The organism is Bradyrhizobium sp. (genome assembly GCF_035309285.1).
Classification (GTDB): domain Bacteria; phylum Pseudomonadota; class Alphaproteobacteria; order Rhizobiales; family Xanthobacteraceae; genus Bradyrhizobium.
In genome coordinates, this window is the sequence record NZ_DATGFH010000004.1 from 79,062 (window position 1) to 99,303 (window position 20,242).

Sequence of the window (20,242 nt, forward strand, 5' to 3'; positions counted from 1 at the left end):
GCCGGATATGAGCGCGACGTCGAACTCCGAAACGCCGTTGCGGACAACGTTCAATATTCGCCTGAACGGCAAGACCGTTCCGATCGCAACCGTCGGCCAGGCCTACCAGTTCCTCACAACTCTGAGCTCGGTCGAATGGATGGAGTATCGCTCTCTCCACAATGAGGCTGTCGATCTCCTGGAGCGCGCCGCCGCCAACGCCATGCTGACGGTGCAGGCGACCAACGCGGTGCGCGCACTGTTCGTCAGCGCCAAGCTCCTGTGAGGGCTCGACGCCGGAGCTGACTCCGCTGTCACGCTTCGCGATCTCGCCCGCAGCGTTGACTGAGGGGTCCCGCTCGTCTTGCTTCGGATCTTCGATTCTACTCGAGCGTCTGCACCGGCGGCAGGCCCTGGGAGGGCCGGACGGTCGAGACGGCTTGAGGCGCGGGCGCGGCTGCAGGCGAGGGGGCAGCCGCAGACGGGCCCGCCTGCACAGCAGGCCGCATGTCGGGGCTTTGCGACATCTCGCGTGACGCTCTCACCCGTCGCGGCGCCGGTCGCGAGCCCCGAAAGCCCCAGGAATGCGCGATCGCTGGGCCGGCCGTGTAGCCAACAACCGCCCCTGCTACGGCGCCGATCGGACCGAGTACGACGGCGCCCGACAAGGCTCCAAGCGCGGCATCACCGCCACGATGTTCGCCGGCAACGGCTTGCGACGAAACCAGTGACAGCGCCAGAGCTGCGATCGCGATCTTCTCTCTCATCGGATTCCGCTCCATTTGACGCGATGCGTGGCCACACAATGCGGTGAGAACAGAGTCTAAATTGCGGCGTCCTGCTGGAAGAAGAGACCTTAGCCACGGGTTCCATCATGGCTTCGCGCAGGGAACCGCTTGGGCTAGGCTTTGGCACCAAAAGCGCGCGAGCTTGAGCGCCGCACCATAGGAGCGAACACGCGATGGGCTTGCTTGACTCTCCATTCGATCCCGAACGCGAGGCGGCGCTGGTCACTGGCGCCGGCAACGGCATTGGCCGCGCCATTGCGCAGGCGCTGGTGGGTGAGGGCGTGCGGACGATCTTTGCCGACATCAGTGAGGAGCGCATCGCGGCCGCGATCAAGGCTTTGGGCAAGCCGGAGCTGGCGGTGCCATTTGTCGGCGATCTCGCCTCGCGAGCGACCTGCGACGCCTTGCTGGCACAGGCGGAGAAAACGCTTGGCCACGTCACGCATTTCGTGCACTCGGCTTCACCGCCCAGGCGCGAGGCCGACCACGCCTTTGGCGTCAGCGAGGCGGCGTGGCGGCAGATGCACGCGGTCAACATAGACGCGGGCTTTCACTTGGGCCGCGAGCTGTCCCGAAAGCTGATCGCCGCCAGGGCGCCCGGCTCGTTTCTGTTTCTCACCTCCCTCCATGCCGCCACGCCGCGCAATTTGCCGCATTATTCGAGCGCCAAGGCCGCGATGGCGATGCTGGTCAAGGAATTGGCCAAGACGCTCGGCCGCTACAACATCCGCGTCAACGCGCTGGTGCCGGGCGCGATCGCGGCCGGCGGCTTTGTCGCCGATCCCGCGCTTGCCAGGCACATTCCGCTCGGCCGCATCGGCCAGGCGGAGGACCTTGCGGCAATGGCGCTCGCCGTGCTGTCGAACCGCATCTCGGCCTATGTCACCGGCGCGTCGATCGTCGTGGACGGCGGCCTGTCGCTCACCAACTGGTTCGATCCGCCCGCGCTCGAACTCTGAAGCCATCGATCGCATCGGCCGACCGCCAAAGGCGCCGATCGGACCGGGATTGCCGGGAACGACCCCGGGCCTGGACGGTTTTCTTGGGGCAGCGGCCATCAGAGCCAATTGCCGCGGCTTCGAGCAACACACCGACGGGAGAGCGACATGATCCCCGAAATCCAGGTTCACACCATTGCGCGCCAAATGTTTGAGAAGCATGGCGCCGAGGCGATCGCGAAGGCTGCCGAACAAGCCCAGCTATGCGAAAGCCGGGGCGAAAGCGACGAGGCCCGCGAGTGGCGCCATATCGAGGACGCCATGAAGATGATGCGGGGACCGCACCAAAGCTGACGACCTTGTCGTCGGCAGCGGCGTGTTCGCAGTTGCGGAACGGGCGAAGCTGACGCAAAGTCCGTGCAAGGGCCGGAGCACAACCGGCGAGGTCATGAAGGCGTCACGAGAGGAAGACGTCGCAGGAGGGAGCACGCCATGTTCAAGGTCAGCGTCATGTATCCCAACAAGGAAGGCGCGCGCTTCGATCACACCTATTACCGCGACAAGCACATGCCGCTGGTGAAGGAGCGCCTGGGCGACGGCTGCAAGTTCTATACGGTGGACAAGGGTCTTGCCGGCGGCGCACCGGGGGCACCGGCGACCTATGTCGGCATGTGCCACATCTATGTCGACTCGCTCGAGGCCTTCCAGGCCGGGATGGGCAAGCACGGCAAGGAGATCATGGGCGATATACCGAACTATACGGACATCGCCCCGGTGATCCAGATCAGCGAAGTCGTGGTCGGCGCACAGTGAAGGCGCGAGCGCTCTCGCCCTCGTGAACGATCCATCTCTCGCGAGAACAACCCTCCGCCTGGCCCTTGGCCGGCGGAAGGTTTTTTCTTCTGCCAGGCATGCAACGACAGCAACGTTGCTATTTCGCGCTGCCGCTTGCCGCTGACAGCGACCGGGCAAACATTTGGCCTTGAACCGTCATCAGTCGGAGACAAGGCAAATGGGCCTGCAAGAAACAAGAATAGAATCGCTTCCCTTCGTCACCGCCGAACTGAACTACCTGGCGCCAACGGAAGGCAAACCGCGCACCTATGCCTACGACCCGCCGCCGGGCGAGCCGAAATCGACCAATCTGCCGGAGCCGCATCAAGTCCCGATCTTCGATGGGCGCGCGCATGCCAAAAGCTTCTCGCTCGACCGTGAAGGCTTTGAGCTGGTGCGCCATCCGACCGCGGTGAAGGATTTTTACGACGAGGCCGAGATCAAGCGCGTCTATTATCCCGCGGTCGAGAGTTTTATGCGCGCGACGCTGAAGGCCGACCGCGTCCTCATCTTCGATCACACCGTGCGCAAGCGCGTCGAGGGCGCTCCCGATATCCGCGGCGCCGGCGCGCGGCAGCCGGCGACGCGTGTTCATGTCGACCAGACGCTGACTTCGGGGCCGAACCGGGTGCGCGAGCATCTGCCCGGCGAGGCGGACGAATTGCTCAAGGGCCGCGTGCAAGTGATCAATCTGTGGCGTCCGATCCGTGGTCCCGTGCGCGATGCGCCGCTCGCCATGGCCGACGGCACCACCGTCGCGCCGGACGATCTGGTCGCTTCCGACCTGATCTATCCGAATCGCAGCGGCGAGACCTATTCAGTGAAATACAATCCGAGCCATCGCTGGTTCTATTTCCCGGAGATGACTGCCGACGAGGCATTGCTGCTCAAATGCTACGACTCCGCGACCGATGGCCGCACGCGCTTCGGGCCGCATACGGCCTTCGTCGACCCGACCACGCCGCCAAATACGCCGCCGCGCGAGAGCATCGAGATCCGCGCCCTGGTATTTCACCGCGCCTGATGCGCCGGCGAGGACGGTGGCGACCAAGCGAGGGCGGCCGCAAGGCCGCTCTTTTTGTTGCAACCACATGCTAGAATTTTCGCGCAGGCGATCCTCACGCGAGAGCAGATGGCGATGCGGCGGGACAGCGACGGGCAGGGTGCGAAGGTGGCGGATCGCGTCGTTCCGCTCGACCGTGCGCGCACCTTCATTACGCTGCTCGTGGTGTTTTACCACTCGGTCATCAACTACACCTATTACGGCATCGGCGGCGACCGCATGCGCTGGATCGGTTTCGACGGCGTCGTGCTGTTCTGTGACAGCTTTTTCATGCCCTGCATGTTCCTGATCTCGGGCCTGTTCGTCCATGGCAGCCTGGCACGAAGGGGAGCCGGCAACTATCTCGCAAGCCGCCTCTGGCGAATCGGCGTGCCCTATCTCGTCTCGATCCTCGTGATCATGCCGCTCGCCTATTATCGCTATTATCTCGGGCAATTCGATTTCGCAGAGTTCTATTGGCATCTGATTCGCGTTGGCACCTGGCCGGTGGGATCGGCGTGGTTCCTGCTTGTGCTGCTGGCCCTTGATGCGGCCGCGGCGCTCGTGTGGGCGACAGCACCGCAGATCATCGAGTCGCTCGGGCGCGGCGCCGATCGGTTGCATAGGCGGCCGATGTCAGCCTTCGCGCTCTTCGTCGCCTTCTCGATCATCATCTACCTGCCGCTTCGTCTCACCTTCGGCGATTCTGCCTGGTTCACGGCAGGCCGCTATCCGATCGTGATCCAGACCAGCCGCATCCTGCTCTATGCCGGCTATTTTCTGTGCGGCCTCGCCGCCGGTGCGGCGGGCTTGCGTGAGGCGTTTCTGGCGGAAGGCGGAAGTTCGGCAAAACGTTGGCGCGTGTGGCTTGGCTTCGCGCTGGCCTTCTATGGCGCGATCGTTGTCCTCGTCTATGTGCACCATTCCGGTCTGATCGCGTTGAGATCGCCGCCGCTGTGGTGGCACACCGCTTACGGAGTCGCGTTTGCAGCATTCTGCGCGTCGATGACGTTTTCGGTGCCGGCGATCTTCCTGCATTTTGTGCGATCGCGGCTCTGGCCGCTCGATGCCATGCAGAGGCAGGCCTATGGCATCTACCTCCTGCATTTCATTCCGCTGCTCTGGCTGCAATATCTCCTCTCATATCCGCCGCTGCCGGCCTTTGTGAAATTCGCGATCGTGTTCGTGGTGACGTTGTCGACAAGCTGGGCCGCCGCGGCGGCGTTGCGCAAGATATCGGTCGTCGCGAAGATGATTTCGTGAGCATGCGACAATTGCGCCGCCAAGTTATGGAAGGAAGAGCCGGTCTGCTCGGTGAGCCGCCGTCACTTTGACAATGTTGGCCGCCATATTTCGTCCACGGTGGATGCAATTTGCGGGACAGAATGAGGGTGATGTTGTGGGCGCGTGGCTTGCTCGCGCCGGGCGCGGTTGCGCTGTCGATGATTGCAGCGGCGCATGCGCAAAATCTCGACCAGGGTAAATCGGGAGCGAAGCTGTTTGCCGACAGTTGCGCGACCTGTCATCACAGTGCGCGCGGATTGAGCAAGGGCCGCTTCAGCCTGTCGCTCTATCTCTTTCTGCAACAGCACTATGTGAGCAATTCGGGCTCCGCCTGGGCGCTCGCGTCGTATCTGGAAACGCTCGATGAGACGCCGCGCGGTCGATCACATCCCGCTTCGGCGAAACGCGCCCCTGCGCACGCATCCCAACCCAGCGCGCCGCCGCGGCCTCCCGCGTCGATCCCGCTGCGCTAGGATGTCAACTCATTGCACCGGCATGGGCGGCCGCACCACCACGGTATCGGGATCGGGCCGTGGCGCCGGTGCGATCTGCACCGGGGCAGCCATCGACGGCGGAGGCGGCGCATAGGCGGCCTGCGCCGGCGGGTAGTAGCTCGGCGGCTTCGGGCGATGCGTGACCAGCGTTCCGAGCGGCCGTGGCGGCGCGCCCAATTTGGTCGGGCGCGGCTCGACCGGCCTCGCCGCGGAAACTTTCGGCTCTCTGGCCACCATTTCATGGCTGAGCTGATCCTGGCCGGCCTTGAGCTCCGCGATGCTTGCCTTGAGCTCGCTGAGCTGCTGGTTCAGGCTCGCGACGTCGCGCGCCATCGACTGCAGCATTTGAACCGTCTCGGGTGGCAGCGCAGCCGGCGCAGCGGCCGCCGCCGGCGCGGCGCTGCTGTCTGCGGCCTGCTGGGGCGCGGGCGGGGGTTGCGAAACCTGGTCCGTCGCGGCGGCGGGCGCAGCAGGCGCATCCGCCGGCGTGGCAACCGCGGCTCTGCCGGTGATCAGCGACGTTGGCAGCAACGAGCTCAGCGCCACCTGCGGCGTGTAATTTGCAAGCGTCGCCCTCGCTTCGTCGCCGTAGCGCTCCCAACCGGCGGCCGCGAGCGCGCTGCAAAGCGCAAACACGAAGGCCATCGCGGCACTCCGCAGCCATTTGCCGTGCACAGACCGCTCGCCGGATGTATCAGAGGCGCGGAAGGTCGCATCGACCTTTGGCACCGCCGCGTCAGCGGAGCCCATGGAGGGCTCACGGTCGTGATGGCCCTTCACCTCCGGCGCGAGCGACGGAAAATCGGCCGCGGCGCGCGCGACCAAAACCACGTCGGGCGAAATCTCCAGCACGTCGTGCGGATCGTGTTCGCCGGTATCCAGCGTGGAAACCATTGGCGTCCCCTTGCAAGCCCAATGTCACCCATCCCTGCCGGCGGCCACAGCGCCAGCCGGGTTTGACCAAAGCAAGGCGAGAGCGTGGAGAGGTTGCGGCTTCGAACCCATTTTGCCGAAACCGTTAACGGCGCCCATCGCGGCTCCTCAGGCCACATCGGCCTCGGGACTCTGTTGCTCGGAAGCGGCGAGCGCGTCGAGATCGACGAGCTGCGGATCGTCTGACGAAGGCTCGGCCTTGGTCTCGCCGCTGCCGTGGACGTGCATCAAGGTCTGAACGCGCCGCGCGTTGAGATAGTCGACATGTTGATGTCGCAGCGCGAGCGGCAACAGCCCCTTCGGCAGCCGCACCATCGCGAACGCGGGCGCCGTCTTGACCTCGCTACCCTCGCGCCACAACAGCGGATTGAGCGTGTAGATCATCTGTCGCTCGATCTGGATCTGGGGCACCTGCTCGGCCTCGGCGGGGGCGGCCGAGGTGACGTTGGCATTGCCGGCGCGCGTGCGCACCGCAATGGTGCGAAGCTCCCAGCAGACGAGGTCGGCGGCGGAGAGCACTTCTCGCCGCACCGCGTCCACGCTGGCCGAAAATCGCGCGGCCTCGGCGACTTGTACCGCTCCCTTGGCGACGGCATCGACCAGCGCGGTGGCGCCGGCGCTGAAGCCCGGGACGGCGCCTTCGATCGCGGCAGCCAGCGTCTCGATCTTGTTGGCGAGCTGTTCGCGGTCGCGTTGCGCCCTCGCGTCACTCAAGGCGCGATCGGTCGAGGCGATCTGCTCGTCGAGGTCGGCGAGTTCCGTGCGCAGCGTCCGGGCGCGCTCCTCATCGGCGCGCATTTTCGTCTCGGCCTTTTCCAGCCTGGCGTTGCTCGCGCCGGCGACTGCAAGGCGCTCGGCGGCGGCGCGCTGCTCGATCAGCGCCGATTCGGCGCTGCCGAGCCGGCCGGCGAGCTTGTCGCGCTCCGCCTGCTTGATCTGCAAGACATTCTCGAACCGCTCGACCGGACCAAGCTCACGCCTGAAGAATGCCATCAGCAAAACCTCGCTTCAAAGGAGATCACCCGCCGAATCGGATGTAAGTTTAACGTGTCGGCCGAATATTCGGAAAGTTGGATGACATTGCGGCCGGTTCCGCACAGTAATCGGCGGTCGCGCCTGTACGGCTTACGCGTTCGTGATGGGGTCACGACATTCGAAAGCGGCTGGGTTCGTGGTATAAGGCTCCATTCGATCCGAGGAGCCGGCCATGAAGACGCTTGTCGCCGCTACCATGTTTGCCGCCGTCGCTCTGGCCGCACAGTCGGCCGTCGCCTGCGACTGGAACCGCCAAGCCAGCACCGAGCAGCAGGCCGCCACAGCTGCCGCCCAGCCCCAACCTGCCGGCTCGACCGCGACCCAGGCACCGTCGGTCGCCGCTGACGCCAGCAAGCCCGTCGCGCCGGCGGCGGGTGTCGTGCTCGTTACCGACCGCCACTGACGCGCCATTGCGCATCCCAAAGGCGCTGCTCGAGTCCGAGCGGGGCCTTTGTCCTGTGTGCGGTCTTTGGATGAATTGCGCGCGCTAATTCGTGGTGCGGATGAAGCCCGCCAGCTTCGTCTTCTGGGTGTCGCACCACGCTTCCATCCCCAGGCGCCTCTGGTCGAAGTCGGTTGTCTGCGTCGCAATAGCGACCTCACGCATCAGCTCGTCATCGCCGCGCTCGCCCATCTTGCCGCCGGTGAGGAGCCAGGCGATGGCCTTGCGCACGGATTCGGTGGTGCCGTCCGGCTGCTGCATGTCGTGGGCCTTCTGCACCAGATCCTGATAGACGACATCGGTGTTGTGGCATTTCACCTTGGCAGCGAAGGCTTGCAACATCATCGTTACGTAGGCGCTGCGAGGTTCCGCGCGAGCGGGTGCCGCAAGAGCGATCATGCCGATCGTCAACGTGATGAATGCGCGGTGCCGCATCGGTTGGCCTCCCTGTTTTTCGAGAGGCTAACGCGCCTCGCGCGCAGGACGCAAGGTGCACGCGCAAAGGCGAGGGCGCTATTTCTGTTCCGTGCGACGCTCCTGCTCCTTCAACAAGGCCTCCAGCTCGTCGTTCTGGACTGCGATGCGCTCGGCGGTGCGCTCCTCGTTGGCAGCGCCTGATTGCGCGGCTGCCTGCTCCATGAGCTGGCGGATATTGTCGCGCAAAATCGCGATACGGCGGTCGAGCTCCGGATTGGACAACGAGCTGAAGTCGGTCACGTCTGCTGTTCTCCCTTGAACCGTCGCGCGCCTCACGACATCGAGCAGCCAACATCATGTTGCGTTCGACGCCGCGTTTCAAGAACGTCGTGGGTACTTCGTCCCTTGCTGCGCTGCACTGACGCAGGCTTTCGCCATCAATACGCCGGGCGGGCGATGTGCCAGTCGGTGGTCGCAACGGCGCCGTTGGCGTCGCCCGGGGCCTTGTCGGCCTGCGAGGTGTAGAGCGGGCGAAAGCGATAGGCCCACATCTTGCTGCCGTCGTTGCGGTTGACCAGGGTGAAGTCGCCGGTCGCCTCTGCGTCGCCCGGCGCCGTGAACGGAATCCAGCGTTCTTTGCATTTACCGTTGCAATTCGACTTGTTGCCGCTGTCGTCCTTGTCGAAATAATACAGCGTCATGCCCTTGGGATCGACGAACATGGCGCCGCGTTCGGTCGTGACCACCTGAGCCGGCGACATTTGCGGGCCCTTGCGCGCCGGCGGAGCCGATTCGCCTTCATGCGCGACAGCCGCGCTCGCCGTAAGCCAAAGCACTGCCCCAACCATCAACGTCCTGAACATAAGTGCCCCCAAGGAAGGTGCAAAACACAGGGTTAATCGCGCGTTAAGCGCCGAACGGAGAGCGATGATAGCGCCTGATCGTTAGTTCCAGGTTTCGAGCGGCTGCGAGAAATGTGGGCAACCCCTGCGCCCATTTGTGGCGAACGCGCCTGTGCACTTCACCAAATCGCCACGCGAGCGGCGAATTGCGGCCAAAGCCGGCCGGCAGGCTCCACCGCGGGTGGGAACAGGCACGAAGAAGACGGGGAACAAGCGTGGCCTACAAGATGATCGCAGAACGCGAGAACGAGAAAGTCAATTACGAGCGGGAGAGCCGCCTGCTCATCGTCGCCAAGGCAAAGATCTTTTCGAGCGAGGGGTGGAAGGTCGTGGTCACCGATGGCGAGGGGAAGGCCTATCAACCGGAGGAGTTCGACAAGCTGCTGCCTGAGTGGAGCCTGCCGGTGCTAGGCTCGCGGCCAACGCCCGAACCCGCGCCGGAAGCGGCCGCCGAGGCTGCGTAACGGACTCGATTTTCAACGGCACTTGGTGCTTCTAGCCCGCATGAGCCATCGGGTCGCGCGAATGCGCGCCCGACGGTAAACTCTACGATATGCGGGATCGTCCCGGACACGTCGCTGATCCGGGCAACGGCGCTGTGGCGCCGTCACTAGCCATACCCCGGCATTCCCGCGTCACGATCTGCCCGAGTTTTGCGTCAGCATCACCCTCAAAACGAGGGCGCAGGGAATGCCGGGCGCCCTTTCTTGCAGCGCCGCGCGCCGCGCGCCGCGCGCAAATCCGTCGCACGCACTCCAGATTCTCGCGGAAGTGCGGTAGAAGGGGCCGGGGCACACGATGGCGCGTACCGGATCCGGATGAAGCCCAAACGGTCCTTTTGCCTGACTTGGCAAACGATGATCCGGCCGCTCGTGCCGGCCCTCCTGTTGGTGCATTTCGCTGCAATCCCTGCGGCCCACGCATCGCCGCGCTGGTACTCGCTGTTCGAGCCAATCTGCATCCATGTCTCCGAGCTGACGGGAGATGCGAGCCCGAAGACACGCAACGACCTCGCCGAGCGGGTCGCCGGCGCCGTTCACGTCAGGATCGAAGCTATTGAGCGGCGGGGAAGGAAGGTGTGGTGGGAGCCACGCTGCATCAAGCCGGATCTGCCGGGGTTCGATCGCCAGTTGATGCTGGAATTGTCGATCAAGCGGCAGCATATCACGCAGCAGGGCAGCGATTTGAATCTGGTGATCGCGGGCGGCTCATCCCCGAGCGGCTTTCTTCCTGACCGTCAAATCCAACCGGTGGTGCTATTGGAGCAGGATGCGATCTCCGATGACAGGGTCGTCGACGCGCTGGTCCGATTTGTCGACCGTATCTTTGTCGCAGAGCTGCACCAGGCTTATGGCCTCGGCTCGCCCAACACGGCCGATTATCTCTATCGCGCGCAGACCGCTGTGACGGGACAGGGGGTAGAGAACCGCACGACCGGCTTTGCGGCGTGCCTCGAGGAGGTGCTGGTCAAGGTGTCAGCCGACCCAAGCCTCGTGGGCGATCCGCGACTGGAGCCCTACAAGGCGAAGGCAGGACAGTTTGTTCACGACCATGAGTATCGCGATCAGATGGCCGGCACTCCCAAGCGCGACGAGCAGGGCAGCCGCGACCGGCCCTACGATCTCATCGCCTATTTCGATGAAACGAAGATCGACGCGATTCTGGGAGAGCTCGGCCGCAAACCCTGGCCTTCGCCCCGGCCGAGTCTCGGTGTCTTTGTCGTGATGGAGCAGGGCGGACACGCGAGGATCGTCACGTCGTCGGACGGCAAGTCGACAGATCTGCAGCGCGATTCGCTGCTTGCAGCCTCGGACCTGCGCGGCATGGTCATCGCGCTGCCAACGGTTGCGGCGTTGGCGCGATCGAACGTCAACGCGGCCGACTTGACGGGCACGCCATCGTCGAAACTCGCCGCCGTCGTGGCCGAGCAAGGCGGCGACATCGCTCTCCTCGGCCGCCTTGTCTGGAGCGACGACGATCTTGGATGGATCACGGAATGGCAGATGGACTGGCAGGGGCGGCCGCACCGCTGGCAGTCTCGCGGCCTCAGCTTTGATGAGACTTTTCGGCGCGGTATCGGCGGCGCGGCGCAAATCCTGGCGGGGAATGGCGATCCGCAATAGCCCTTCGGATCGTGTGTCGAGCGCGCCGGCCCGCGCGCCCGGAAATAACGGAAATGGTCACGCGCGCCGAGCCAGCCGGCCGGCTTGCGTGGCCCGGTGCTTGGCGTGCCATTTCGGGCCGGGCCCGCGCATATAGTGCAGCTCGGGCCGGTAGGGATTGAACACGACTCCGATCAGCGTTTGCCATTTCGAGATGGCCACGGTGAGACGTCGATGCAGCGGCATGGCGTCCTCCCCTAGTGCAGTCGACCGAGGACGGAGGCGAACGGCACCGCGAAGATTTCCGCGCCGAGATCGTCGGTGACGTGCAGGACCCACTCCCGCCAATCCTCGGTGCTCGGCGTCATCAGCATCGTGCGCACCATTCGCTCTGCGTGCTCACGTGCCTCGATGATATCCATGGCGGCACCGCGCCGATCGAGGAAGACATGTTGGGCGTCGGAGCAATGGAAATAGACCTCAGTCATCGTCCGCCTCCTGTGGCAAATCAGCTTCGCAGCACAGGGATAGCAGCGCCGATGGGTGCTTGAGAATCCGGATGATCCCCCATCGGGAAGTTACGGGGAATCCAGACGATTCGAATCAATTTCCAGAGATGTGTCGTGCGCCGCTCGGCCAACAGTCGCGTCCCGCAGGCGGCGCGTTCACCGCGGTAGGACAAATTTTCAGGTATCGCCTTCCAACGCCATGCCTTGCGGCTAACACACGCCTAGCGGTTCTCGATCCTGGACCGCCAGAGCGCGTCGAACGTTGAGGAGCCATCCGGCAGCGACGCCTCCGCATCCATGGGATCGCCACGCTGCTCCGGCGCAACGCTTGCAGCGTGCGCGGCGGATTCCGCATGTGCCGGCGTCTCGGCAGGCCATTCCAGCGACGACTTCGCCAGCATCGGCTTGCCCTGGTACCAGCATTTGCGCCCGTCGATCATGCGCCAGGACCAATAGCCGCTCGAGCCGGCTGCGGCACTGCATGCCTGCTTGGCCTGCGCAGGTGGTATCGCGATGAGCGAAAGGGCAACCACGCAAGCGGCGAGTGCGATCGATGGGATCGGCGTCGTGATTGGAAGCCGGCATGGCGCGCGGCCTGCGGCTCCAAGAGCCGACGACTGATCAGTCATTGCTTCTTACCTATCCAAAACATCAATCAAGTACCGCGCGTTTCGAGAGAAACGGAAAATCAAGTCGCGAATAGGGGAAGAAAATCAACTTTTTGCGAGGTAAGGGACCGCCTCGAACCGGCGCTTCGGATGCACGAGCTGTTCGGCGCTCTCGACGATGCGCATTTCTTCCGTGGCGCGCGCCGCGGTGCGCTCCAGCACGGCGAAGATCGCGGAGGCGGCGTGGCTCAGTGCCGCCGGCGTGTCCTTGCCCAGAACGCGAGCCGAGACGGTGAGCGCGGCGAAGAGATCCCCCGTGCCGTTCGGGCTGATCGGCAGCTTTGGCGTGCGCACGCGCCACGCGCGGGCCCGCTCGACGGCAAGGCTGTCGATCTCGCCATCCCTCGTGTCGGCAAGCTCAGCTGACGTGATCACGATCGTTGATGGAGCGCGCGCCATCAGCGCGCGCGCCTGCGCGATCACTTGATCGATGGTGCTCGCCTTTGCCCCACACAACCACTCGAATTCGAAATGATTGGGTGTGATGATGTCGGCGAGCGCGCACAGCCGGTCGCGCACCAGCGGCGGAATGTCGGCCTGCACGAACAGGCCGCGGTCGCGATCGCCGAGCACGGGATCGAGAGCATAGCGCAAAGCGGGGTTGCGCACCTTGGCGCGTTCGACGAAGTCCGCGACCACGCCCGCAATCTCCGCCGAGCCGAGATAGCCCGACAGGATCATGCTTGCGCTATCGACGGCGCCGCGCTCCTCGATGCCCTGCAGAAGTTCGCCGACAAACTTTGCGTCAAGCACCCGGCCGCGCAGCGTCGGATAGCCCGGCCGGTTGCTGAGCAGCGTCGTTGGCACCGCGATCACATCGATGCCGTGCATCTGCAAGGGAAAAACGGCGGCGCTGTTGCCGACATGGCCGTAGGCAACCTGGGACTGGATGGAAATGACGTTCATCATGCGCGCAAAAAAAGACTCCGGGTTCCCGAGCGGCAGGCTTAACACATTGGTGATTTCTTTGCGGTCATTTTCACGGCCTCATTCACGAGGGAGGCACCATGTCTGACGTCACCATTCCCGGCGGCAAGATTCGTTCGTTCGTCGAGCGGATCGAAAATCTGGACTCGGAATTGGCCGAGCTCAACGAGCAGAAGAAGGAAGTGTTTTCGGAAGCCAAGGCCGAAGGGTTCGATGTGAAGATCCTCAAGGAGATCATCAAGCTCAGAAAGCAGGACAAGGACGAGCGCGACGAGCGCGAAAGCCTGCTCGATCTCTACATGCGCGCGATGGAGCAGGCGGAGCCGGAGAAAGTCGCGAAGGCAGCGTGAGGGAGTCGTAGGGTGGGATCGCGCTGATCACGGTGGGCTAAGCGGAGTTTATCATCGGGCCGCGCCTAGCGCGGACCCGTTGGCGGACCCACCCTACGCCTTGACTGATTGTTGGGAACTCGGCCTAGTGTCGGTCGTTGTCAGGCCATAGTCATGGCTCACTCGCTGAGCGACAGGCGCGATCGTCACGATGCCATCTTACGGCCCACCAAGAGAGTCCGCAAAACGATTGGTCCTCAGCCTTCTTCACGTCATAGGTTACTATGTCCTGCTGAAGCGACCGGGCACGCGGCAGGCGCTTGTCGCGGGATTTCAGCTCACCATCCGTCCAACGGTTTACGATCCGCGTTACTACCGCGCGCCGGCGTTTTTTGCCGAGTTCATTGGCGGGCTTGATCTTGCCGGCAAGACCGTCGCCGACGTGTGCACAGGCTCGGGTCTGCAGGCGCTGGCGGCTGCGCGGGCCGGTGCATCGACGGTCGTAGCTGTCGATATCAATCCCAATGCCGTTGCCTCAGTGGCGGCCAATGCGCGGGCCAACGGATTCGAGCATCGCGTCTTTCCCCTCGCTTCGAATTTTTTTTCGGCGATCAGTCCGACGTCTCGGTTCGATACGATCCTGACAAATCCGCCCTGGTGTGACGGAAAGGCCTGGGATGTCGCTGATCGGGCCTGGCGCGCCGGACCAGGGTACAAGGATATCATGCCGCTGTTCGAGCAGGCCCGCGGGCGGCTCGCCGCCGACGGTGTCATGTATCTTATTCTGTCGTCCCATGCCGATCTCAAATTCATCGAGTCCGCCATGCAGCAAGCTGAATTTGTGGCGCGGATCATCAGGCAACAGCGCGTCTTGCTTGAAACGCTGGTGATCTACGAATTGCGTCCGGCGTGAATGCTTGCAAGTCGCTAACCCACCCTGCGTAGCTACGATCGTCACCTCGCGTTGTCCCGCTCGAAGCGGGCGATGAGCTCGGCGAGCGCACGCGGCTCTTCGCACGTTGTCAAGTGGCCGCCGGGAAGGCGCGCGATCGCAAGGCCGAAGCGCGTAAGACGTTGCTCCGCGAGGTCGACCTGGCGATGCTCGAACGCGTCGTCGTCGCTGCCGCCGACCAGGAAGGGAAAGTGCTCGCGCCAGGCCATGAAGAGGCGACCGAAGTCCAGCCGCTCGCCTTGCGCCCTGTGATCGGCCGCGAAGCCCGCCGCCGCGCCGAGGTAGAAGGCGCCATCGTGGCGGTTGAGAGCGTCGAGGACCGTGCGAACCTCGGCGTCCGTGAGAGCATAGCGTTTGGACCACATCACCCTCGTCGTCAGCTTGAACAGGGTGAACGAGCGTCCCAGACGCTTGCGTGCCCGCTCGGGCAGGCGGCGCAGGACCGGCGTGGTGAACCACGGGTGAGAGTGCCCGTCGGTGAAGAGCCCGCCATTGAAGATGAAGACGCCGCGGATCTCCGGTCCGCCCTCGCTCTCGCCGCGCGCGGCCCGCTCGAGCCGGCGACGCAAATGCTCGAGAACGACAAGCGAGGAGAAGTCGAAGGCGACCAGCGTCGTGGACCTGACGTTGAGATCACGCCAGATCGCCTCGATGAGGTCGGTGCGCTCGGCCGTGGAATAGGCGTAATCCCAGGGCTTGTCGCTGTCGCCCATGCCGACATAGTCGAGGAAGAGTTTCGGCATGACGGACGCGGCGGGCAAATGGGGCAGCACCTTCGCCCAGCCGATCGAACCATCCGGGTATCCCGGCAGGAAGCTCACCGCGTGCGAGGTGTCGCCCTCGGTCCGCACGAACACGCGGAGCGCGCCCTCGCGGCCGCCGATGGCGCGGCGCGTCGGGTCATAGGGAATCCGCTCGCCGCCGTCATACCAGGCCGAGACGTCGTCGCGCGCGATCGGACGCGTCGCGCCTCCGACATCCCGCGATGCGCTGCGGTCAGTGGTTGATCCGGACTCTGATCCGGACCTGGATAAAGCAAGGGTGTTCGTAGCCATGGCCGTCACTCCTTCTGATGAGGACGAACCTAGGCTTGCTTTCGGTGCGGCACTATCCTCACTAATGGAGATGGCCTGTGAAGCGAAGCTTCACGGTCTGCGTCTATGCCCACACCAGCGCCACCAGCATCAGCCCCATGCCGAGCGCTGCGACGTTCCAGACTAGGGAGCGGATGAGCGGCACGCCAAAGGCGTAGAGCGGCAGGTAGATCAGCCGCGCCACGAAATAGAGAACCGTGCCGTATTCCGTGAGTGCGGTGTGGCGGCCTATCGTCTGCGCGGCAAAGACCAGCGCCGCGAACAGGGGAAACGTCTCGGAGAAATTGCGCAGGGCCCGCCCGAGTCGGCCGGCAACGCCGATGAGCGGCGCCACCGCGTCATCGCGAGCGCTCGCCGTCCATCGATAGCCGCGCTGCAGGCTGGCGGCATGCGAGGCGGCGATGATGTGGACAAATCCGAGCACCACGCTGCAAATCAACATGCGAAGTTCGGTGGTCAAGGTTCTCCTCCGGGCATGAAGTCAGGGATGGTGGGAGATGACGACGCGTTCAGTCCGTAGGGCGGTTAGCGCCAGCGTAACCCGCCGACTCTCAGCAAACAAATGGCGGATTCCGCCTTCCGCCTTCGCTCGTTGAGCTACGGTGGACGCAGTCGGCCAATCCGCCCTGCAGTCTGTGCTTGCTGCGGAGCACTCGCGGGGGTTGGGTCGCGCCGTCGTAAAAAGGGATTCAACCTGTCAAAGAGCGAAAGAGGGCAGGCTTTCGCATTCCCGCGGCATGACATGCCCGGGTGATGCGTCGTTCCGCGTCCCTCGAAATCAGGAGGGCGCAGGGAAGACCGGGTGCGCGCCGCACCCGCGAGCCTTGCGTGCAAACTGAAGAAAGCACGCACGCAAGTTACACAGGTACGACGGGAGCATCCGGCCTTCCCTGCGCAATGGTTTTAACGGCTGCTCCGTGCTCTCCCCGGGGTGCCGGGCTTGATAGTCCCCGTCATCGGCGGATCATCATCCGCCAACTTGATCCCAGCGTCGGGGGATCAGGACCACACGGCTTGGCCGTCCGCAAAGGATGTTTTCGTCGACGCGCGTAAAGCGCGCTGAACACCTTCACGTCCACCGCATCCCGCCGCCAACGTCCGTGACGATCGCGAAACGCCCCTCGTGTGGAGCGGGACGCGCGGAGATAACCATTGCTTTCCGAAAAACGGAAGCGAAATATTTTTCGCGCGAGGCCTTGACATCGTTCTGATTAGGCGAGGCTGGTGGTCGACCGATTTGCCCGGTCGGGCAATCGCGGTAGTCCACACCCCGCCGTCATTGCGAGCGAAGCGAAGCAATCCATGTCTCCCCGAAGAAAGAATGGATTGCTTCGTCGCTGCGCTCCTCGCAATGACAGCGAGAGACCAGGGACCTAATTTCTGTCATCTCCCGCAACGCGCAGGAAATGCCGTTTCATCGCATTGACCTTGGCGACATAGGCTGCGACGAGGTGATCCCCGCAGTGCTCGCCGGCGATCATCTGGAAATTACGGCGCGCGAAAGCCGTGGCGGGACCCGCACCGCAGAGGTGGATGAAGGCGGCGAGATCCTGCCTTTCGCTCGGGCTTGCTGTCACATCGCCCGCGTATGTGAGGCCAGGTCAGATCGACACTGTGAGCCAAATCATACTCTTCATGTTGGGGCACGCGTAACCTGAAATTGTTGCGGAATGAAAGTTCCCGTTTTGCGCCATATGCGACCGGCAGGAGTCGCAGGCGTAAGGAACTTCCGATGTCACACGTGTGGCCGGCATCATTGTCTTGATTGACGGACAAACGGCCGGTTTCGCGTGACGCGACAACATATTGGCTCAAATCATTGGAGAGTAGCATGAGTTGGACACCGAACGTGCATTTCAAAAATCCGGATTCCGCCGTGCGTCCGACGGACAAGGAGATATCGAGCAGGTTGCTCGCAGGGCGCGTCAGCAATACCGCCCTGAGTATCCACCAGGCAAGGCAACGCGAGGGCTTTGGCGTCGGGGTTCCTTTCGCGCGACCGAAGGTCGCTCACGAGCATCATCCACACCACCCTCCGCACACGCACGCGATCGAAGTCAGCGATCCGTCATTGGACAGAAGCGACGAAACCGCGGTTGCCATCAATCCAAAAAATCCGCGCAACATCGTTGCGGGGGCGGCCAGTTTCAATGGAACACAATTCACCAACACCGCTTACGTCACCAAGGACCGCGGCCTGACGTGGAAGACGGTGACCGTCCTCACCAATACGGACGAGGGGGCGGGAATCGCTTTCGACGATTCACACAACTGTTACTATGCAACGATGCAGGGCGGCTTCTTTCCGGTGTGCGTCGTCAGTCAAGACGGCGGCTTGACCTGGAGTCAGCCGGCGGCTTTCGGTTTCGGCGACAAGACGGCTGTCGCGGCGCGCGGCAAGATCGCGCTCTGCGGCTTCGATCGCATCAACACCGAAGCCTGCGCATTCACATTGGACGGTGGCTTGAACTGGACCGTGCACGACTTCACCGATCGTGGCATCGGAACGGCGCCGTTGGTCAGTTATGACCACAAGCACTTCTACATCATCTATGCCGCATTGGATAACAATCTCAAGATCTACGCGAGCCACGATCAGGGCCAGACGTGGACCGGCCCGACTACGATCGTTGCCGGGAACGCGCCTGAGAGCGCGATCGCCGGCCCGCTCTCGTATGAAGGCGGGGCGCTCACCAGCCCTGGCACGAACGTGGCCATCGACAGACACGGCCGCCTTCATGTCCTGTACATCGACAGCACCAAGCGGGTGCCCATGTATACGTCGAGCCATGATCACGGCGCGACATGGAGCAATCCGGTCAATGTGAATCCGAAGCGAGCCGGCGATATCCACATGTGGCCCTGTCTCTCCTGCACCAGGCACGGCGATCTCCAGGGCGGCAGCGTGGTCTACGATCAGACGCTCGGCAAGTACTCGATTCTTCTGCACCTCAAGGCTGAAGATGAGGATGAGTGGAAGACCCTGGAGGCGGATAACGGTCCATGGTCGGCGGCAGGACCATCCCCGAACTTCCGGATTGGTTTCGGAGACTATTTCGATTGCGATAGCCTCCCGGAGTTCGGAATCTCCGTGATGGCGTGGTCGGAGACCGTCAACGGACAACAACCCTGGCAATCATGGGTGCGGATCGTGGACCGGTGGCAGTGGGAGGACGAGCGGGTGAGCTCGCTCGAGGCCGAGATCGAGCATTTGACGGAGGCCTTTGAACTTGGTGAGCTTCCATTCCCGAGGACAGACGAAAACGTCGCACAGTTCAACGCCCGCCTCGAGCAATTGCGCAAGGAGCAAAAAGCGGCGCAACTCACGCTGCAGAAGCGCCGGGAAGCCAATCCCGTGCCGGCTGAGTGATGGATGCCGACGACGCACTCGGTGCAGGGGGACTGAAAGGCTGTCTCTCAAAAACCTGGCGCGACTGCAAAGGCCGCCGCGCCATTTTCACAGCCCCGCATAGTTGGCGTCAGCCAATCGTCGCACCTGGAAAGGGGGTCATTGCGAGCGAAGCGAAGCAATCCATGTCTCTCCGAAGAAAGAATGGATTGCTTCGTCGCTGCGCTCCTCGCAATGACGGCGAGAGAGCCTTGAGGGCTAATTCCCGCCATTCGCCGCAAGGCGCAGGAACTGCCGTTTCATCGCATTGACCTTGGCGACATAGGCTGCGACGAGGTGATCGCCGCAACGCTCGCCTGATATCATCTGGAAGTTGCGGCGCGCGAAAGCGGTGGCGGGACCCGCGCCACAGAGGTGGATGAAGGCGGCGAGATCCTGCCTCTCGCTCGGGCTTGGCGTCACATCGCCGGCGCGGGCGAGAACATCAGCCACATTGCGGTCCAGGTACACCGACGTGAGCTCGATGGCATGGCTCGGGATCACGCGGAGGGTGAGGAGGGAAGACCCGCAGCCGGTATCGGTGACCGCGTTGTCGCGGATACAGAATCGCGCGGCCTCGGCGTAGGCCGCGTCCGTCATCTGATAGAGGCCGACGGCGCTGGAGGCGGGCCGGTAGATCGCGAACGGATTGAGGCTCCATCGCCAGCGCCAGTAGGTGCGCGCCACCGGATTGCCAGAGCTCTCGACCTGCGCCAGCGCGGCCAGCAATTCGGGCGTGATCGTATCAGTGGAATAGGTGCGGAACAGCGGCCCGTATTGCCGCCACGTCTCGGCCGGCTCCTTGTCGAGCGCGTGGTCGACAAAGACAAACAGCTCAGTCGGCTTGCGGATCACCTGATAGACGAGGTTCGTGAGCGAGAAGACCGCGAGCAGGATCACCACGGTGGCAACGATCCGAACCATCCGCGGCGCTCGCGCGAGCTTGCGCCACGCCCACCGTGCGCCCCGCCGCCAGCGGCGCAGGCGCGGGAGGAGGCTTTTGCTTTTTCTTGGCATGCGTCGTGTGGGAGAGCTCGTAGGGCGGGTTAGTCCTACTGAGTCATTCGGTCGCGTCCACGGGTGCCAAGGAATCAAGTAATTGAAGAGATTCATAATTTGGCAGGCGGAGGGCCGGATGGATCTCAGGGAAGGTGGGGATAGCGAAAGGCGGTTTGAGGCGTATGT

Annotated in this window: 26 protein-coding genes and 1 pseudogene; 13 read left to right on the forward strand and 14 right to left on the reverse strand. The window is 63.5% G+C overall.

What is annotated here, in order from left to right:
* Nucleotides 1-7 precede the first annotated feature (7 nt).
* Nucleotides 8-265: a hypothetical protein gene (locus VKR55_RS01480; RefSeq protein WP_324399017.1), complete on the forward strand. Its 258-nt coding sequence runs from the start codon at nucleotides 8-10 to the stop codon at nucleotides 263-265.
* A gap of 97 nt (nucleotides 266-362) precedes the next feature.
* On the opposite strand, the gene VKR55_RS01485 is transcribed toward VKR55_RS01480, so the two are convergent.
* On the reverse strand, nucleotides 363-746 hold the full coding sequence (locus VKR55_RS01485) for a hypothetical protein (protein ID WP_324399018.1): 384 nt from the start codon (nucleotides 744-746) through the stop codon (nucleotides 363-365).
* Between the two features lie 194 nt (nucleotides 747-940).
* Here VKR55_RS01485 and VKR55_RS01490 point away from each other — a divergent pair, with 194 nt between their 5' ends.
* The 6 genes from VKR55_RS01490 to VKR55_RS01515 all read left to right on the forward strand — a co-directional run bounded on the left by VKR55_RS01490 (nucleotide 941) and on the right by VKR55_RS01515 (nucleotide 5,338).
* Nucleotides 941-1,726 carry an SDR family NAD(P)-dependent oxidoreductase gene (locus VKR55_RS01490; protein WP_324399019.1) on the forward strand — a complete coding sequence of 262 codons (786 nt, stop codon included), beginning with the start codon at nucleotides 941-943 and terminating at the stop codon, nucleotides 1,724-1,726.
* 147 nt (nucleotides 1,727-1,873) lie between these two features.
* On the forward strand, nucleotides 1,874-2,059 hold the full coding sequence (locus VKR55_RS01495) for a hypothetical protein (protein WP_324399020.1): 186 nt from the start codon (nucleotides 1,874-1,876) through the stop codon (nucleotides 2,057-2,059).
* A 138-nt stretch (nucleotides 2,060-2,197) separates the two neighbouring features.
* Nucleotides 2,198-2,518 (forward strand): EthD family reductase, encoded by a 321-nt coding sequence (locus VKR55_RS01500; RefSeq protein ID WP_324399021.1) that lies wholly within the window; start codon nucleotides 2,198-2,200, stop codon nucleotides 2,516-2,518.
* 199 nt (nucleotides 2,519-2,717) lie between these two features.
* A complete protein-coding gene (locus VKR55_RS01505; RefSeq protein ID WP_324399022.1) occupies nucleotides 2,718-3,563 on the forward strand; it encodes a CmcJ/NvfI family oxidoreductase in 846 nt (281 codons plus the stop codon).
* Between the two features lie 108 nt (nucleotides 3,564-3,671).
* Nucleotides 3,672-4,844, forward strand: a complete 1,173-nt coding sequence (locus VKR55_RS01510; RefSeq protein ID WP_324399023.1) for an acyltransferase — start codon at nucleotides 3,672-3,674, stop codon at nucleotides 4,842-4,844.
* A gap of 131 nt (nucleotides 4,845-4,975) precedes the next feature.
* A complete protein-coding gene (locus VKR55_RS01515) occupies nucleotides 4,976-5,338 on the forward strand; it encodes a cytochrome C (protein WP_324399024.1) in 363 nt (120 codons plus the stop codon).
* A gap of 9 nt (nucleotides 5,339-5,347) precedes the next feature.
* Here the strand turns inward: VKR55_RS01515 and VKR55_RS01520 are convergent, their stop codons facing one another.
* Together VKR55_RS01520 and VKR55_RS01525 are read right to left on the reverse strand one after the other, a co-directional pair.
* A complete protein-coding gene (locus tag VKR55_RS01520) occupies nucleotides 5,348-6,253 on the reverse strand; it encodes a hypothetical protein (protein ID WP_324399025.1) in 906 nt (301 codons plus the stop codon).
* A 147-nt stretch (nucleotides 6,254-6,400) separates the two neighbouring features.
* Nucleotides 6,401-7,285, reverse strand: a complete 885-nt coding sequence (locus tag VKR55_RS01525) for a hypothetical protein (protein WP_324399026.1) — start codon at nucleotides 7,283-7,285, stop codon at nucleotides 6,401-6,403.
* Between the two features lie 214 nt (nucleotides 7,286-7,499).
* Between VKR55_RS01525 and VKR55_RS01530 the strand changes: the two genes are divergently transcribed.
* The gene (locus tag VKR55_RS01530; protein ID WP_324399027.1) at nucleotides 7,500-7,730 is read left to right on the forward strand and encodes a hypothetical protein; all 231 of its coding nucleotides are present in this window, start codon (nucleotides 7,500-7,502) and stop codon (nucleotides 7,728-7,730) included.
* Between the two features lie 84 nt (nucleotides 7,731-7,814).
* On the opposite strand, the gene VKR55_RS01535 is transcribed toward VKR55_RS01530, so the two are convergent.
* The 3 genes from VKR55_RS01535 to VKR55_RS01545 all read right to left on the reverse strand — a co-directional run bounded on the left by VKR55_RS01535 (nucleotide 7,815) and on the right by VKR55_RS01545 (nucleotide 9,049).
* Nucleotides 7,815-8,204, reverse strand: a complete 390-nt coding sequence (locus VKR55_RS01535; protein ID WP_324399028.1) for a hypothetical protein — start codon at nucleotides 8,202-8,204, stop codon at nucleotides 7,815-7,817.
* A 78-nt stretch (nucleotides 8,205-8,282) separates the two neighbouring features.
* Nucleotides 8,283-8,486, reverse strand: coding sequence for a hypothetical protein (locus tag VKR55_RS01540; protein WP_324399029.1), 204 nt, complete (start codon nucleotides 8,484-8,486; stop codon nucleotides 8,283-8,285).
* 137 nt (nucleotides 8,487-8,623) lie between these two features.
* Nucleotides 8,624-9,049 (reverse strand): COG4315 family predicted lipoprotein, encoded by a 426-nt coding sequence (locus VKR55_RS01545; protein ID WP_324399030.1) that lies wholly within the window; start codon nucleotides 9,047-9,049, stop codon nucleotides 8,624-8,626.
* A gap of 254 nt (nucleotides 9,050-9,303) precedes the next feature.
* Here VKR55_RS01545 and VKR55_RS01550 point away from each other — a divergent pair, with 254 nt between their 5' ends.
* Entirely contained in the window at nucleotides 9,304-9,552 is a 249-nt protein-coding gene (locus VKR55_RS01550; protein WP_324399031.1) for a hypothetical protein, read from the forward strand.
* A 393-nt stretch (nucleotides 9,553-9,945) separates the two neighbouring features.
* Nucleotides 9,946-11,211 (forward strand): DUF2066 domain-containing protein, encoded by a 1,266-nt coding sequence (locus VKR55_RS01555; protein WP_324399032.1) that lies wholly within the window; start codon nucleotides 9,946-9,948, stop codon nucleotides 11,209-11,211.
* A 57-nt stretch (nucleotides 11,212-11,268) separates the two neighbouring features.
* On the opposite strand, the gene VKR55_RS01560 is transcribed toward VKR55_RS01555, so the two are convergent.
* The 4 genes from VKR55_RS01560 to pdxY all read right to left on the reverse strand — a co-directional run bounded on the left by VKR55_RS01560 (nucleotide 11,269) and on the right by pdxY (nucleotide 13,273).
* On the reverse strand, nucleotides 11,269-11,436 hold the full coding sequence (locus tag VKR55_RS01560; RefSeq protein ID WP_324399033.1) for a hypothetical protein: 168 nt from the start codon (nucleotides 11,434-11,436) through the stop codon (nucleotides 11,269-11,271).
* An 11-nt stretch (nucleotides 11,437-11,447) separates the two neighbouring features.
* Nucleotides 11,448-11,678: a DUF6894 family protein gene (locus VKR55_RS01565; protein ID WP_324399034.1), complete on the reverse strand. Its 231-nt coding sequence runs from the start codon at nucleotides 11,676-11,678 to the stop codon at nucleotides 11,448-11,450.
* A gap of 242 nt (nucleotides 11,679-11,920) precedes the next feature.
* Entirely contained in the window at nucleotides 11,921-12,328 is a 408-nt protein-coding gene (locus tag VKR55_RS01570; protein ID WP_324399035.1) for a hypothetical protein, read from the reverse strand.
* A gap of 84 nt (nucleotides 12,329-12,412) precedes the next feature.
* Complete coding sequence (gene pdxY / locus VKR55_RS01575) at nucleotides 12,413-13,273, reverse strand: pyridoxal kinase PdxY (RefSeq protein ID WP_324399036.1); 861 nt, start codon at nucleotides 13,271-13,273, stop codon at nucleotides 12,413-12,415.
* A gap of 101 nt (nucleotides 13,274-13,374) precedes the next feature.
* Between pdxY and VKR55_RS01580 the strand changes: the two genes are divergently transcribed.
* A complete protein-coding gene (locus tag VKR55_RS01580; RefSeq protein ID WP_324399037.1) occupies nucleotides 13,375-13,644 on the forward strand; it encodes a DUF2312 domain-containing protein in 270 nt (89 codons plus the stop codon).
* Nucleotides 13,645-13,873: 229 nt separating this feature from the next.
* A complete protein-coding gene (locus tag VKR55_RS01585; RefSeq protein WP_324399038.1) occupies nucleotides 13,874-14,536 on the forward strand; it encodes a methyltransferase in 663 nt (220 codons plus the stop codon).
* A gap of 41 nt (nucleotides 14,537-14,577) precedes the next feature.
* Here the strand turns inward: VKR55_RS01585 and VKR55_RS01590 are convergent, their stop codons facing one another.
* The 3 genes and pseudogenes from VKR55_RS01590 to VKR55_RS01600 form a co-directional block, all read right to left on the reverse strand.
* Nucleotides 14,578-15,630, reverse strand: coding sequence for an alpha/beta hydrolase (locus VKR55_RS01590; protein WP_324399039.1), 1,053 nt, complete (start codon nucleotides 15,628-15,630; stop codon nucleotides 14,578-14,580).
* A 103-nt stretch (nucleotides 15,631-15,733) separates the two neighbouring features.
* Nucleotides 15,734-16,129: an MAPEG family protein gene (locus VKR55_RS01595; protein ID WP_324399040.1), complete on the reverse strand. Its 396-nt coding sequence runs from the start codon at nucleotides 16,127-16,129 to the stop codon at nucleotides 15,734-15,736.
* A 913-nt stretch (nucleotides 16,130-17,042) separates the two neighbouring features.
* Nucleotides 17,043-17,264 (reverse strand): annotated as a pseudogene (locus VKR55_RS01600) (lytic transglycosylase domain-containing protein); the annotation flags it as partial.
* Nucleotides 17,265-17,500: 236 nt separating this feature from the next.
* Here VKR55_RS01600 and VKR55_RS01605 point away from each other — a divergent pair.
* Nucleotides 17,501-19,039 (forward strand): WD40/YVTN/BNR-like repeat-containing protein, encoded by a 1,539-nt coding sequence (locus tag VKR55_RS01605; protein WP_324399042.1) that lies wholly within the window; start codon nucleotides 17,501-17,503, stop codon nucleotides 19,037-19,039.
* 237 nt (nucleotides 19,040-19,276) lie between these two features.
* Here the strand turns inward: VKR55_RS01605 and VKR55_RS01610 are convergent, their stop codons facing one another.
* Nucleotides 19,277-20,074 (reverse strand): transglycosylase SLT domain-containing protein, encoded by a 798-nt coding sequence (locus VKR55_RS01610; RefSeq protein WP_324399043.1) that lies wholly within the window; start codon nucleotides 20,072-20,074, stop codon nucleotides 19,277-19,279.
* Nucleotides 20,075-20,242: the final 168 nt, after the last annotated feature.